Consider the following 13,124-nt stretch of genomic DNA (forward strand, 5'->3'; position numbering starts at 1 on the left):
GGTGTCCAGCTCCGACATCTTCATCGGCGAGACCATCGGTACCGCCATACTCATCCTGCTCGGCGGTGGCGTCTGCGCCGCCGTCACGCTGAAGGCCTCCAAGGCCCGCAACGCCGGCTGGCTCGCCATCACCTTCGGGTGGGGCTTCGCGGTGCTCACGGCGGTCTACACCTCGGCGCCGCTGTCCGGTGCCCACCTGAACCCGGCCGTGACGGTCGCCCTCGCGATCAAGGACAACGACTGGAGCGACGTTCCGACGTACCTCGCCGGACAGTTCCTGGGCGCCATGATCGGTGCGGCCCTGGTCTGGGTCGCCTACTACGGCCAGTTCCAGGCCCACCTCACCGACAAGGAGATCGTCGGCGGTCCGGGCGCGCAGGCCACGGCGACCAAGGCCGTCGAGGCCCAGGAGAAGGGTGCCGGCCCCGTTCTGGGCATCTTCTCCACCGGTCCCGAGATCCGGAACGTGGCGCAGAACCTCGCCACCGAGATCATCGGCACCGTCGTGCTGGTACTCGCCATCCTCACGCAGGGCCTGAACAACAACGGCGACGGCCTCGGCCCGCTGGGCGCGCTGATCGTGGCGCTCGTCGTCGTCTCGATCGGTCTGTCCCTCGGCGGTCCGACCGGATACGCGATCAACCCGGCCCGTGACCTCGGTCCGCGCATCGTGCACGCCCTCCTGCCCCTGCCCAACAAGGGCGGCTCCGACTGGGGCTACGCCTGGATCCCGGTGGTCGGTCCGCTCATCGGCGGTGCGATCGCCGCAGGCATCTACAACGTGGCATTCGCCTAGGAGAACCGAGCTTCACCCATTCGAGTGAGAAGCACCGAAACTCTCAGCGCACGCCGTACGTAAAGCCCCATAACCACGGAACTTTCCAGGAGCACACAGTGACCGACGCGCACACCGCCGGCCCCTTCATCGCAGCCATCGACCAGGGCACCACCTCCAGCCGCTGCATCGTCTTCGACCGCGACGGCCGTATCGTCTCCGTCGACCAGAAGGAGCACGAGCAGATCTTCCCGAAGCCGGGCTGGGTCGAGCACGACGCCACCGAGATCTGGACCAACGTCCAGGAGGTCGTCGCCGGAGCCATCGAGAAGGCCGGCATCACCCGTGACGACATCAAGGCCATCGGCATCACCAACCAGCGCGAGACCACCGTGCTGTGGGACAAGAACACCGGTGAGCCCGTCCACAACGCCATCGTCTGGCAGGACACCCGCACCGACGCCCTGTGCAAGGAGCTCGGCCGCAACGTCGGCCAGGACCGCTTCCGCCGCGAGACCGGCCTTCCCCTCGCCTCCTACTTCGCCGGCCCCAAGGCCCGCTGGCTGCTGGACAACGTCGAGGGGCTGAAGGAGCGCGCCGAGGCCGGCGACATCCTCTTCGGCACCATGGACACCTGGGTCATCTGGAACCTGACCGGCGGTGTCGACGGCGGCAAGCACGTCACGGACGTCACCAACGCCTCCCGCACCATGCTGATGAACCTCCACACCATGGAGTGGGACGAGAAGATCGCCGAGTCGATCGGCGTGCCGCTGCGGATCCTCCCCGAGATCCGTTCCTCCGCCGAGGTCTACGGCGAGATCACCGGCGGCAAGCTGGGCGACCTGCTCGGCGGCATCCCGGTCGCCTCCGCGCTCGGTGACCAGCAGGCGGCCCTGTTCGGCCAGACCTGTTTCGCCGAGGGCGAGACCAAGTCGACGTACGGCACCGGCACCTTCATGGTGATGAACACCGGCGACAAGATCATCAACTCCTACGCCGGTCTGCTGACCACCGTCGGGTACAAGATCGGCGACCAGGACACGGTGTACGCCCTGGAGGGCTCGATCGCCGTCACCGGCTCCCTGGTGCAGTGGATGCGCGACCAGATGGGCCTGATCTCCACCGCCGCCGAGATCGAGACGCTGGCGCTCTCGGTCGAGGACAACGGCGGCGCCTACTTCGTGCCCGCCTTCTCCGGTCTGTTCGCCCCGCACTGGCGCTCCGACGCCCGCGGTGTGATCGCCGGTCTGACCCGGTACGTGACCAAGGCGCACATGGCGCGTGCCGTCCTGGAGGCCACCGCCTGGCAGACGCGTGAGATCGCCGACGCCATGGTCAAGGACTCCGGCGTCGAGCTGGTGACCCTCAAGGTCGACGGCGGCATGACCGCCAACAACCTGCTGATGCAGACGCTCTCGGACGTCCTGGACGCCCCCGTGGTGCGCCCGATGGTCGCCGAGACCACCTGCCTGGGCGCCGCCTACGCCGCCGGTCTCGCCGTCGGCTTCTGGAACAGCACCGACGACCTGCGCGCCAACTGGCGCCGGGCCGCCGAGTGGACCCCCCGCATGGACGCGGAGACCCGCGACCGTGAGTACAAGAACTGGCTCAAGGCCGTCGAGCGGACCATGGGCTGGCTCGAGGACGACGAGAACTGACGACAGCCGACAGCTCTCGAACTCTGATGAGGAGTAAGAACCCGAAATGACCAGTCAGTCCACCCTGCAGTCCGTGCCTGCCCTCGGGACGCACCCGGCCTCCGGCTCGAACCCGAGCCGCGCCGAGACCCGGGAGCAGCTCGCCAAGGCGTCGTACGACCTTCTCGTGATCGGCGGCGGCATCCTGGGCATCTCCACCGCCTGGCACGCCGCGCAGTCCGGCCTCAGGGTGGCTCTGGTCGACGCCGGCGACTTCGCCGGCGCCACCTCCTCCGCCTCCTCCAAGCTGCTCCACGGCGGTCTGCGCTATCTGCAGACGGGCGCGGTGAAGCTGGTGGCGGAGAACCACTTCGAGCGCCGTGCGGTCTCCCGCCAGGTGGCCCCGCACCTGGCGAACCCGCTCACGTTCTACCTCCCCGTGTACAAGGGCGGGCCGCACGGCGCCGCGAAGCTCGGTGCGGGCGTCTTCGCCTACTCCGCGCTGTCCGCGTTCGGTGACGGAGTGGGCCACCTGCTCTCGCCGGCCAAGGCCGCGCAGGACGTCCCCGAGCTGCGCACCGAGAACCTCAAGGCCGTGGCCGTCTACGGCGACGACCAGATGAACGACGCGCGCATGGCGCTGATGACGGTCCGCGCGGCCGTCGAAGCGGGCGCGGTCGTGCTCAACCACGCCGAGGTCACCGGCCTGCGCTTCACCAAGGGCCGGGTGACCGGCGCGGACCTGAAGGACCGCCTGTCCGGCGACGAGTTCGGGGTGAACGCCCGTCTCGTCCTGAACGCGACCGGCCCGTGGGTCGACCACCTGCGCAAGATGGAGGACCCCGATGCCGCCCCGTCGATCCGCCTCTCGAAGGGCGCGCATCTGGTCCTGAAGCGGACGTCCCCGTGGAAGGCGGCGCTCGCGACCCCGATCGACAAGTACCGCATCACCTTCGCCCTGCCCTGGGAGGACATGCTCCTGCTGGGCACCACGGACGAGGAGTTCGAGGGCGACCCGGCGGACGTCGCGGTCAACGACAAGGACATAGCCCAGATCCTGGACGAGGCGGCGTTCTCTATCCGGGACCAGCAGCTGGACCGTGACCTCATCACGTACGCCTTCGCGGGTCTGCGTGTGCTGCCGGGCGGCCCCGGTGACACGGCGAAGGCCAAGCGCGAGACCGTCGTGACCGAGGGCAGGGGCGGCATGCTGTCCATCGCGGGCGGCAAGTGGACCACCTTCCGGCACATCGGCCGGACGATCATGAAGAAGCTGGAGGCGCTGCCGGGCCACCCGCTGGGCGACGACTTCGAGCCGATCGCCTCGCTGCCGAAGAAGCTGCCGCTGCCGGGCATCGCCAACCCGCGCGCGGTCGCCCACCGTCTGCTGACCGACCACCCGGCGCCGGGCCCGCGCATGGCGGCCGACACGGCGAAGCACCTGGCGACCCACTACGGCTCCCTGGCCTTCGACATCGCCCGCATCGCCAACGAGAACCCGGAGCTGGGCGAGCGCGTCCACCCGGACGCCCCGGAGATCTGGGCCCAGGTCGTCTACGCCCGCGACAACGAGTGGGCCGAGACGCCGGACGACGTGCTGCGCCGTCGTACGACGCTGACGATCCGGGGCCTGGCGACGGACGACGTCCGGGCGAAGGTCCAGGACCTGCTCGACAAGAAGTGAGCCTCGCATGGCGCCGAGGGACGGTTTTCGCCGGATGAGCCTCCCCCAGCGCCGGGTCCGGTCACTCCCCTGACCGACCGGGCCGCACGAGGGCGGCCCCTTCCGCACTGGGGCCGGCCATCACCGGAAGGGGCGGCTCCACGCCGATGGGAGCCGCCCCTTTCGCCTGCCCGCTGTCAGTGCCGGCTGATATCCATGACCGCATGAACAACGATCACGCGGACCCGGGTGCACTCGACGTGCTGCGCGCGGCCTTCGGCTTCGATCGGGGGCACATATGGCACGTCACCGACGTCGGGGCCATGCCGTTCGGAGCGCGGTTCGGACACACGACCGCCGAGCCCGGCTTCGCCGGCTGGGTGCAGCACTGGGCGGCGGGCAGGGAATGGTTCGACGCGGTGTGAGCGGTGCCCGTGGTGATCGTCGACTTGGAGGCGCTCGCCCGAACAGGCTCCATAATGCGGCAGAGACATCGGATGTCTTGTACGGCATCCTGAACGACAGGGAGGGCGGCCATGGCAGTCACCGACGAGGCGATCGAAAAGATCAAAGGGATGATCGTCTCCGGCGCGCTGCGCCCCGGCGACCGGCTCCCCAAGGAGAGCGAGCTCGCCGCCGAGCTCGGACTGTCCCGCAACTCCCTTCGGGAGGCCGTGCGGGCCCTGTCGCTGATCCGGATCCTGGACGTGCGTCAGGGCGACGGGACGTATGTGACCAGCCTGGATCCGCAGCTGTTGCTGGAGGCGCTGAGCTTCGTCGTCGACTTCCACCGCGACGACACGGTGCTGGAGTTCCTCGCCGTACGCCGCATCCTGGAGCCGGCCGCCACGGCGATGGCCGCGTCCCGGATCAGCGAGCAGCAACTGGACGCCCTGGCGAACCAGTTGGACAAGCTCGGCGACGCCCCGTCGGTGGAGGAGCTCGTCGCCTGCGACCTGGAGTTCCATCGGGGCATCGTGCGCAGCTCGGGGAACTCGGTGCTGTGCTCGCTCCTCGACGGGCTGTCGGGGCCGACCACGCGGGCGCGGATCTGGCGGGGGCTGACCCAGGAGGACGCCGTCAGCCGGACCCTGCACGAGCACCGGGCGATCCTGGCGGCGCTGCGGGACCGGGACGCGGAGGCGGCTCGGTCGTGGGCGACGGTGCACATCGCGAGCGTGGAGCAGTGGCTGCGGTCGACGCTGTGACCGGCCCGCCCCTGATCACCGTGTCGATGGGCCCAGGACACAGCTCGGATGACTGCCGGGTGTTCCCGGCCGTTGAACGGGGCAATGATCCGTTCACCACCCCTTGCAAGGGGGCTGCGGGCGCCCCGGCCGCACGCCGTAAGGTTGGGACGTCAAGCGAGGGCACGTCGGAAGGAGGCGCTGGGTGATCGAGCTCGAGGGGGTTCCCGAGCTGATCGACCCGGTCATGGTGGCCGCGTTCGAGGGCTGGAACGATGCCGGCGACGCCGCCTCCACCGCGGTCGCGCATCTGGACAGGGAGTGGAAGGGCGAGGTGTTCGCGGCGCTGGACGCCGAGGACTACTACGACTTCCAGGTGAACCGCCCCACGGTGTGGATGGACGCCGGCGTCAGGAAGATCACTTGGCCGACGACAAGGTTGTCCGTCGTCCGCGTCGGCGGTGAGAAGCCGCGTGATCTCGTCCTGGTCCGAGGTATCGAACCGTCCATGCGGTGGCGCTCGTTCTGCAACGAACTGCTCGGCTTCGCGCACGAACTGGGCGTGGAGCTGGTGGTCATCCTGGGCGCCCTGCTCGGCGACACCCCGCACACGCGTCCGGTCCCGATCAGCGGCACCACGTCCGATGCGGACCTGGCCCGCCGGATGGATCTGGAGGAGACCAAGTACGAGGGCCCGACGGGCATCGTCGGCGTCCTCCAGGAGGCGTGCACGCACGCGGGCGTGCCCGCGGTGTCGCTGTGGGCGGCCGTACCGCACTACGTCTCGCAGCCACCCAACCCGAAGGCGACGCTGGCCCTGCTCAACCGCCTGGAGGACCTGATCGACGTGCGCATCCCGCTGGGCGAGCTGCCCGAGGACGCGCGCGCCTGGCAGGTCGGTGTGGACCAGCTGGCCGCCGAGGACAGCGAGGTCGCCGAGTACGTGCAGTCGCTGGAGGAGGCCCGGGACACCGCGGAGCTGCCGGAGGCGTCGGGCGAGGCGATCGCCCGCGAGTTCGAGCGGTATCTGCGGCGCCGGGACGGCGGCGGCCCCGCCGGCGGGCATGCCACCGCGGACGGCGGGGAGGCCGGGCCCTTTCTGAGGGACAACCCGGGCCTGAGGGACAACCCGGGCGGCCGTACGAAGCCGCCCAAGCCACCGAAGGCGGGCGGCACGGACGACGACGAGTCGTCGGAGGACTGAGGAGTCCTGGAGGGCCGAGAAGAGAGCCGAGAAAAGGGCCGAGAAAGGGCGGTGCGCGATCCGCGCACCGCCCTCCGTCGTCACCGGGGCGGGGAATCGTCAGGCACGCACGGATATCACGTCGTACGTCGTCTCCGGCGTCGGCGTGGTCGTGAAGCGCGCGTTGGGCAGGTAGAGCCGGCCCTGGTACGCGGCCACCGTGGTCGGCACGTCGAACAGCGGGTCGGTGATCCGGCGCTGGAAGACGCCGCTGCGGCCGTCGGCGGCGAGCCCGAACACGTCGATCGCGTTCTGCCGGTTCTGCACGACGTACAGCGTCCGCCCGATCAGCAGCAGGCCGTCGCCGTTGGTCAGCGGGGCGGCGTCGCCCAGGTCGACGCGCTTGGTGACGCCGGTGCGCGGGTCGACGCGGTGCAGGCCGCCGACCCCGGACTGCACGACGAGCAGGGCCGAGCCGTCGGGGGTGCGGGTGATGCCGTTGGCGTTCACGACTTCGCCGGGGACCTGGCTCCAGTCGCCGCTCAGCGTGATCTTCACGACCTCGTCCGCGTCCGGCAGTCGGCCGTGCCGGCCGAGCGGCAGGGCGTACAGCGCGGGCTGGAAGGAGTCGGTGAACCAGGCCGTGCGCGGGGTCAGGTACACGTCGTTGGCGAAGGTCGGGGTCGCCGTGGTGAGGACGTACGAGGCGAGGAGCTCGCCGGTGCGGGCGTCCACGACGCGGGCACCCTGGCCGCGTCCGGCGACGAACAGGCGTCCCCGGTGGTCGAGTTTGAGGCCGACCGAGGGTGTGCCGGGTCCGGCGGAGATGATCTCGCCCCGGCCGGTGCGCAGGTCTGCGCGGTAGATCGAGCCGTCGCCGAGCGAGCCCAGGTAGGCGTACGGTCCGCCGCTGATGGCGATGCCCTCCGGGCGGAAGCCGTTCGGGAGGTGGATCACCGCGGGCCGGGTCTTTCCGGCCGCGGTGGCGGAGGTGCCGGCAGACCCGACCAGTACGGCACCGGCGGTGGCGGCGCCGGCCGTGAGGAGTCTGCGACGGGTGAGGTGAGGTGCGAAGGAGCGGCGTTCGGGGGCCACGGTGCGTCCTTCCGCGGACGGGACCGGCCGACGGCTGGTCCAACGGTCAACTGACTCCTCCACCCCACCACAGGCAGACCGCCCCCGCAGCGGAAGACGGCCCTTCGACAGCACCTGGACAGCATGTGGACAGCATGCGGCCCGATTCCGGCGCCCACCGCGACGCATGAGAGGGGCGCTTCCTTCCGCGCGGAGGAAGCGCCCCTCTCGTGTCCTGTTCGGGTTACAGGGCCACGCCCAACAGCGCGTCCACGGCTCGCGACACGACACCGGGGGCGCCCGTGTCCGTGCCGCCCCGCTCGTCCTGCGCCGCGACCCATCGGTCGACCGCGGCGAGCGCGGCCGGGGCGTCCAGGTCGTTCGCGAGGGCGTCGCGGATCTCCTCGACGAGCGCCTCGGCTCCCGGCCCGTCGGGCCGGGACACCGCGGCACGCCAGCGGCCGAGGCGGTCGACGGCGTCCTGCAGCACCTGGTCGGTCCACTCCCAGTCGGCCCGGTAGTGGTGGGCGAGGAGGGCGAGCCGGATGGCCGCGGGGTCGACGCCGTCGCGGCGCAGCTGGGACACGAAGACGAGGTTGCCCTTGGACTTGGACATCTTCTCGCCGTGCAGGGCGACCATGCCGGCGTGCACGTACGCCTTGGCCATGGGGAACTCGCCGGTCAGCACCTGGGCGTGCGAGGCGCCCATCTCGTGGTGCGGGAAGGCGAGGTCGGAGCCGCCGCCCTGGACGTCGAAGCCCATGCCGAGGTGGTCGAGGGCGATGGCGACGCACTCGATGTGCCAGCCGGGCCGGCCGCGCCCGAGCGAACCGCCGTCCCAGCTGGGCTCACCCTCGCGGGCGGCCATCCACAGCATCGGGTCGAGGGGGTTCTTCTTGCCGGGACGGTCCGGGTCGCCGCCGCGCTCGGCGGACAGCAGGCGCATCGCGGCGGCGTCCAGGTGGGACACCTTGCCGAAGTTCGGGTCGGACTCGACGGAGAAGTAGACGTCGCCTTCGAGTTCGTAGGCGGCGCCGGCGTCCCGCAGGCGCTCGACGAGCGGGACGATCCCGGGTATCGCCTCGACGGCGCCGACGTAGTGCCGCGGGGGCAGCATGCGCAGGGCGGTCATGTCCTCGCGGAAGAGGGCGGTCTCCTTCTCGGCGAGGGCGGCCCAGTCGATGTTGTCGCGCTCGGCCCGCTCCAGGAGCGGATCGTCGACGTCGGTGACGTTCTGGACGTAGTGAACCTGGCGCTTGGTGTCGAGCCACACGCGCTGCACGAGGTCGAACGCGTTGTAGGTCGCCGCGTGACCCAGGTGGGTCGCGTCGTACGGGGTGATGCCGCAGACGTAGATACGGGCGACGGGACCGGGGTCGAGGGTGACCGGACCGCCGGTCGCGGTGTCGTGGATCCTCAGGTCGCGGCCCTGACCGGGCAGGGCGGGGACCTCAGAAGCGGGCCAGGCATACATGTCATGAGCCTAACCGGACGGATGTTCCGGATACGAACCGGACCAGGCCGGATGGCCGGTAAGGCGGGCTTGCGTGATACCGGCCGTTGTGCTCTAGACGGGGGGCCAGGGAATGGCCGGCCACTCTCCGCTCGGCTCCGGATGCCGGCCCGAGGCGAGCAGCGCGTCGACACGCGCGCGCGTGGCCGCCACTTCCGCGGCGGTGATCAGCGCGGCCAGCCGCACGGCCAGCGCGCCGCCCTCCTTCAGCGCCTCCCGCAGGGAACCGAGCACCTCGACCGCCTCCGCCGTCAGCGGCTCCCCCGCCCAGCCCCACAGCAGCGTGCGGAGCTTGTTCTCGACGTTGAAGGTCACGCCGTGGTCGATGCCGTAGAGCCGGCCGCCCTCGGTGGGCAGCAGGTGCCCGCCCTTGCGGTCGGCGTTGTTGATCACGGCGTCCAGGACCGCGAGCCGCCGCAGCCGCTCGTCGTCGGCGTGCACCAGCAGAGCGGTCTGTCCCTCGCCGACCTCGGCGAAGCCGATCGCCTTCCAGCCGGGCTCGGGCTCCTCGCCGTCCACCAGGGCGAGCAGCTCGGCCTCGGCCGTCACGTCGATCCACAACTGGACCATGCCCTCGCCGTACGGCCCGTCCCGCAGCACGGTCGGCGGCACGAGTCCCCAGCCGCTCGCCTCGGAGACCTCGAACGCGGCGACCTCGCGCTGCGCGAGCGTGCCGTCGGGAAAGTCCCACAGCGGCCGCTCACCGGCGACCGGCTTGTACACGCAGGACGCCTCCCGCCCCTCGTACGCGACCGTGCAGAACAGCGCCGCGTTGGACGCCTCACGGATGCGGCCGCGCACCGTCAGCTCACCCTCGGTGAGCAGGTCCACCGAGGTCACGCTCCGCGGCGGTATCCGTTCTGGCGCGGACATACGTGTCCTTCCGGGTCGAGCGGGAGGCTGCACAGCGGGCACGGCGGCCGCCCGGCGTTGACGACGTCCAGGGCGCGCTTGGCGAAGGCCCTCGCCTGCGCGCCGGTGAGCCGCACCCGCAGCATCGGGGGGCCGTTCTCCTCGTCCTGGAGCAGCCGCTCCTCGGCCTCGGCGAGGTCCTCCTCGGTGTCGGCGTCGAGCTCCACGAGGGCCTGCGCCTCGACGATCATGCGCTGCTCCTCGCCGTCCCAGGCGAGGGCCATGGTGCCGACGCGGAACTCCTCCTCGACGGGGGTTTCCAGCGGGGCGGTGTCGGCGATCTCGGTGGGCGCCACGGCGGGCACGGCGGCGCTGCCGCCACTACGCCGTACGACCTCGTCGAGCAGTTCGTCCATGCGCTCGGCGAGAGCGGCGACCTGGGTCTTCTCCAGGGCCACGCTGGTCACCCGGGAGCCTGCGGTGGCCTGGAGGAAGAACGTACGGCGTCCGGGCAGTCCGACCGTACCGGCCACGAAGCGGTCCGGGGGGTCGTAGAGGAACACCTGACGGGACACGTCCTGTCTCCATTGGAATCGTGAGTACGGCGAAATCTGGGTACGGCGACGGCGAATTCGTGCGTGCGGCGCTGCTTCGACCGCTTCACCCTACTGCGCCGGACGATCACGGTGCGCCCGCGCCGCCTCCGACCGTCGCATCGCCGGCCGGTGGTTCCTCGCGCGGGGCGAGGGACGCGAAGTCACCGGTGTCCCCGAGGCGTACGAGGAACGGCCTCAGACGGGTGTAACGGATCGCGGTGATGGAACACGGTTCTACGGAAATCCTTTGGAAGAGGTCGAGATGAAGACCGAGTGCGTCCGCGACGAGGGACTTGATGATGTCGCCGTGCGAGCACATCAGATACACGGCGTCGGCACCGTGATCGCGCTCCACGCGCGCGTTCCACTCGCGTACGGCCTCGGCGGCGCGGGTCTGCATCGCCCGCATCGACTCGCCGCCGGGGAACGCGGCCGCCGACGGGTGCGCCTGGACGACCTCCATCAGCGGCTCGTCCCCCAGCTCGGCGAGCTTGCGACCGGACCAGTCGCCGTAGTGGCACTCCCCGATGCGCTCGTCGGTGTGGGCGGTGAGCCCGGGGCGGGCGTCGAGCAGCGGCCGGATCGTCTGCCGGCAGCGCTCCAGCGGGCTGGTGACGACCTCGGAGATCGGCAGCTCGGCGAGCCGCCCGGGCAGTGCGGCGGCCTGCGCGGCCCCGCGCTCGTCGAGGGCGACACCGGGCGTCCACCCGGCGAGCAATCCCTCGGTGTTGGCGGTGGAACGTCCGTGCCGGACCAGGATCAGCGTGGGCATGCCGCCCAGCGTAGGCGCACCGAGCGGTGCGCCCACGGCCGGAGGACGGGAGAACACGCTCCGTGATCGTCGACTGCGCCATCTACCAGGACGGGCGCCGGACGGAGGGACCGCAGGACCTCTCCGACGCCCTGGACCTGTGCCGTCGCCGGGACGACGCGTTCGTCTGGATCGGGCTGTACGAGCCCACGGAGAAGGAGTTCGACCAGGTCACGGAGGAGTTCGCGCTGCACCCGCTGGCCGTCGAGGACGCGCTGAAGGCGCATCAGCGACCGAAGCTCGAGGTGTACGACGACTCGCTGTTCATGGTCCTCAAGCCGGTCGGGTACGAGCCGCAGAGCGACGTCGTCTCGTCCGGCGAGGTCATGGTCTTCGTCGGCGACTCGTTCGTGGTGACCGTCCGGCACGGCGAGGAGGCGCCTCTCCAGGCGGTGCGGCACCGGCTGGAGGAGGACCCCGAGATGCTCCGGCAGGGTCCTACGGCGGTGCTGTACACGATCGCCGACGCGGTGGTCGACCACTACGTCGACGTGGCGGGCGAGTTGGGCACCGACCTGGAGGAGCTGGAGGCGGAGGTGTTCTCGCCGACCGTCGGGGGCTCGCGGCACACGGCGTCCCGCATCTACAACTTCAAGCGGCAGGTCCTGGAGTTCCGCCGGGCCACGGGCCCGCTGGCCCCGCCCCTGGCCCGGCTCGCCGGGACGGGCACGCTCGGCGCGCGCGTGCCCTTCGTGCACGACGAGGCGCAGCCCTTCTTCCGCGACGTGAGCGACCACCTCACGCGCGTGAACGAGTCGGTCGAGGGCCTGGACCGGCTGGTCTCCGACATCCTCGCGGCGCATCTGGCGCAGATGAGCGTCCGGCAGAACGACGACATGCGCAAGATCTCCGCGTGGGCGGCCATGGCCGCGGTCCCCACGATGATCGCGGGTGTGTACGGCATGAACTTCGACCACATGCCGGAGCTGACCTGGCGGTGGTCCTATCCGGTGCTGATCACGGTCATGGCCGTCCTGGAGGTGCTGCTGTACCGGCTGTTCAAGAGGAGGGGTTGGTTGTAGGAGCCGTGCGTCAGGCGAACTCGGACGCCGAGGCCGCGGGTCCGCCCAGCGCGTCCCGCCGCTCGGGCGTCCTCAGGCTCACCATCCGCCGCCAGCCCGCCAACCGCTCCCAGGCGTACACGGCGTGGATGCCCGCGGCGAGCACCGCGGCCTTCGCCCGGGACCAGCCGAGGACGCGGCCCATGTGGTCCATGACCGCGAGGCTGACGTCCCGGTAGATCCGGATCTCGGCGAGCGCGCACTCGCGCAGCGTCCGCTGGATGGCCCGGCCGTGCCCCTGGGCCGCGAGGCGCAGAAGCTCCTCGTGGCAGTAGGCGAGGTGGTTGTCCTCGTCGTTGGAGATCATCCTGACCGCGCGCCCGAGGTCGGGGTGGTCGGCGAAGTGCCTGCGCAGCAGTTCCATCTGCTCGGAGGCCCGCTGTTCGGTGACCCGGCTGTGCGACAGGTAGGTGACGATGTCCTGGACGGTGAGCGGTTCGTCGCTCTTGAGCTTGTCGTGGGCGAGCCCGATGCCGTGCTTTTCGAGGAGCATCGTGTAGTCGGTCTCGGGCGGGACGGGGACGGGTTCGAGGCCGCGCTTCTTCAGCAGGGCGTTGAAGATCCGCCCGTGCTTGTCCTCGTCCGCCCCGTGCCGGGTGATCTTGGGTGCGAGGGCGCGTTCGCTCTCCGGGACGAGCACGGCGATGCGCGCGTTCTCCCAGCCGCCCTGGGACTCGCCGCTGGCCGCGATGGAGCAGAACAGGCGGAAGGACTCGTCGTTGTCGAGGATCTCCTGGAACAGGCTCTTGGCCGAAAGCATCGTTGGGCA

The 13,124-nt window shown here is 70.7% G+C and carries 12 protein-coding genes and 1 pseudogene; 7 read left to right on the plus strand and 6 right to left on the minus strand.

The features are described 5' to 3' along the window. Position 1 precedes the first annotated feature (1 nt). The 6 genes and pseudogenes from ABZ078_RS11250 to ABZ078_RS11275 all read left to right on the plus strand — a co-directional run bounded on the left by ABZ078_RS11250 (position 2) and on the right by ABZ078_RS11275 (position 6,469). On the plus strand, positions 2 to 796 hold the full coding sequence (locus tag ABZ078_RS11250; protein WP_356573955.1) for an MIP/aquaporin family protein: 795 nt from the start codon (positions 2 to 4) through the stop codon (positions 794 to 796). 98 nt (positions 797 to 894) lie between these two features. Further along, positions 895 to 2,436 carry a glycerol kinase GlpK gene (gene glpK, locus ABZ078_RS11255; protein ID WP_356573957.1) on the plus strand — a complete coding sequence of 514 codons (1,542 nt, stop codon included), beginning with the start codon at positions 895 to 897 and terminating at the stop codon, positions 2,434 to 2,436. Between the two features lie 46 nt (positions 2,437 to 2,482). After that, positions 2,483 to 4,099: a glycerol-3-phosphate dehydrogenase/oxidase gene (locus ABZ078_RS11260; protein ID WP_356573959.1), complete on the plus strand. Its 1,617-nt coding sequence runs from the start codon at positions 2,483 to 2,485 to the stop codon at positions 4,097 to 4,099. Between the two features lie 266 nt (positions 4,100 to 4,365). After that, positions 4,366 to 4,503 (plus strand): annotated as a pseudogene (locus ABZ078_RS11265) (SMI1/KNR4 family protein); the annotation flags it as partial. 111 nt (positions 4,504 to 4,614) lie between these two features. Beyond that, the gene (locus ABZ078_RS11270; protein WP_356573961.1) at positions 4,615 to 5,286 is read left to right on the plus strand and encodes a FadR/GntR family transcriptional regulator; all 672 of its coding nucleotides are present in this window, start codon (positions 4,615 to 4,617) and stop codon (positions 5,284 to 5,286) included. A 184-nt stretch (positions 5,287 to 5,470) separates the two neighbouring features. After that, positions 5,471 to 6,469 (plus strand): PAC2 family protein, encoded by a 999-nt coding sequence (locus tag ABZ078_RS11275; RefSeq protein ID WP_356573963.1) that lies wholly within the window; start codon positions 5,471 to 5,473, stop codon positions 6,467 to 6,469. A 99-nt stretch (positions 6,470 to 6,568) separates the two neighbouring features. On the opposite strand, the gene ABZ078_RS11280 is transcribed toward ABZ078_RS11275, so the two are convergent. The 5 genes from ABZ078_RS11280 to ABZ078_RS11300 all read right to left on the minus strand — a co-directional run bounded on the left by ABZ078_RS11280 (position 6,569) and on the right by ABZ078_RS11300 (position 11,255). Next, a complete protein-coding gene (locus ABZ078_RS11280) occupies positions 6,569 to 7,543 on the minus strand; it encodes a superoxide dismutase (protein ID WP_356573965.1) in 975 nt (324 codons plus the stop codon). Between the two features lie 223 nt (positions 7,544 to 7,766). Beyond that, positions 7,767 to 8,996 (minus strand): cysteine--1-D-myo-inosityl 2-amino-2-deoxy-alpha-D-glucopyranoside ligase, encoded by a 1,230-nt coding sequence (mshC, locus tag ABZ078_RS11285; protein ID WP_356573967.1) that lies wholly within the window; start codon positions 8,994 to 8,996, stop codon positions 7,767 to 7,769. Positions 8,997 to 9,089: 93 nt separating this feature from the next. Next, positions 9,090 to 9,908, minus strand: a complete 819-nt coding sequence (locus ABZ078_RS11290; protein ID WP_356573969.1) for an SCO1664 family protein — start codon at positions 9,906 to 9,908, stop codon at positions 9,090 to 9,092. Further along, positions 9,872 to 10,462: a DUF3090 domain-containing protein gene (locus ABZ078_RS11295; protein WP_356573971.1), complete on the minus strand. Its 591-nt coding sequence runs from the start codon at positions 10,460 to 10,462 to the stop codon at positions 9,872 to 9,874. Before ABZ078_RS11295 ends, ABZ078_RS11290 begins: the two co-directional genes overlap by 37 nt. A 106-nt stretch (positions 10,463 to 10,568) precedes the next feature. Next, positions 10,569 to 11,255, minus strand: a complete 687-nt coding sequence (locus tag ABZ078_RS11300; protein ID WP_356573973.1) for a histidine phosphatase family protein — start codon at positions 11,253 to 11,255, stop codon at positions 10,569 to 10,571. A 62-nt stretch (positions 11,256 to 11,317) separates the two neighbouring features. On the opposite strand from ABZ078_RS11300, the gene corA reads away from it, so the two are divergent. Next, complete coding sequence (corA, locus tag ABZ078_RS11305; protein WP_356573975.1) at positions 11,318 to 12,316, plus strand: magnesium/cobalt transporter CorA; 999 nt, start codon at positions 11,318 to 11,320, stop codon at positions 12,314 to 12,316. Between the two features lie 10 nt (positions 12,317 to 12,326). On the opposite strand, the gene ABZ078_RS11310 is transcribed toward corA, so the two are convergent. Continuing rightward, a complete protein-coding gene (locus ABZ078_RS11310; protein ID WP_356573977.1) occupies positions 12,327 to 13,115 on the minus strand; it encodes a ferritin-like domain-containing protein in 789 nt (262 codons plus the stop codon). Positions 13,116 to 13,124 lie beyond the last annotated feature (9 nt).

Origin of the sequence: Streptomyces sp. NPDC006385, from assembly GCF_040612485.1 — a bacterium.
Taxonomy (GTDB): domain Bacteria; phylum Actinomycetota; class Actinomycetes; order Streptomycetales; family Streptomycetaceae; genus Streptomyces.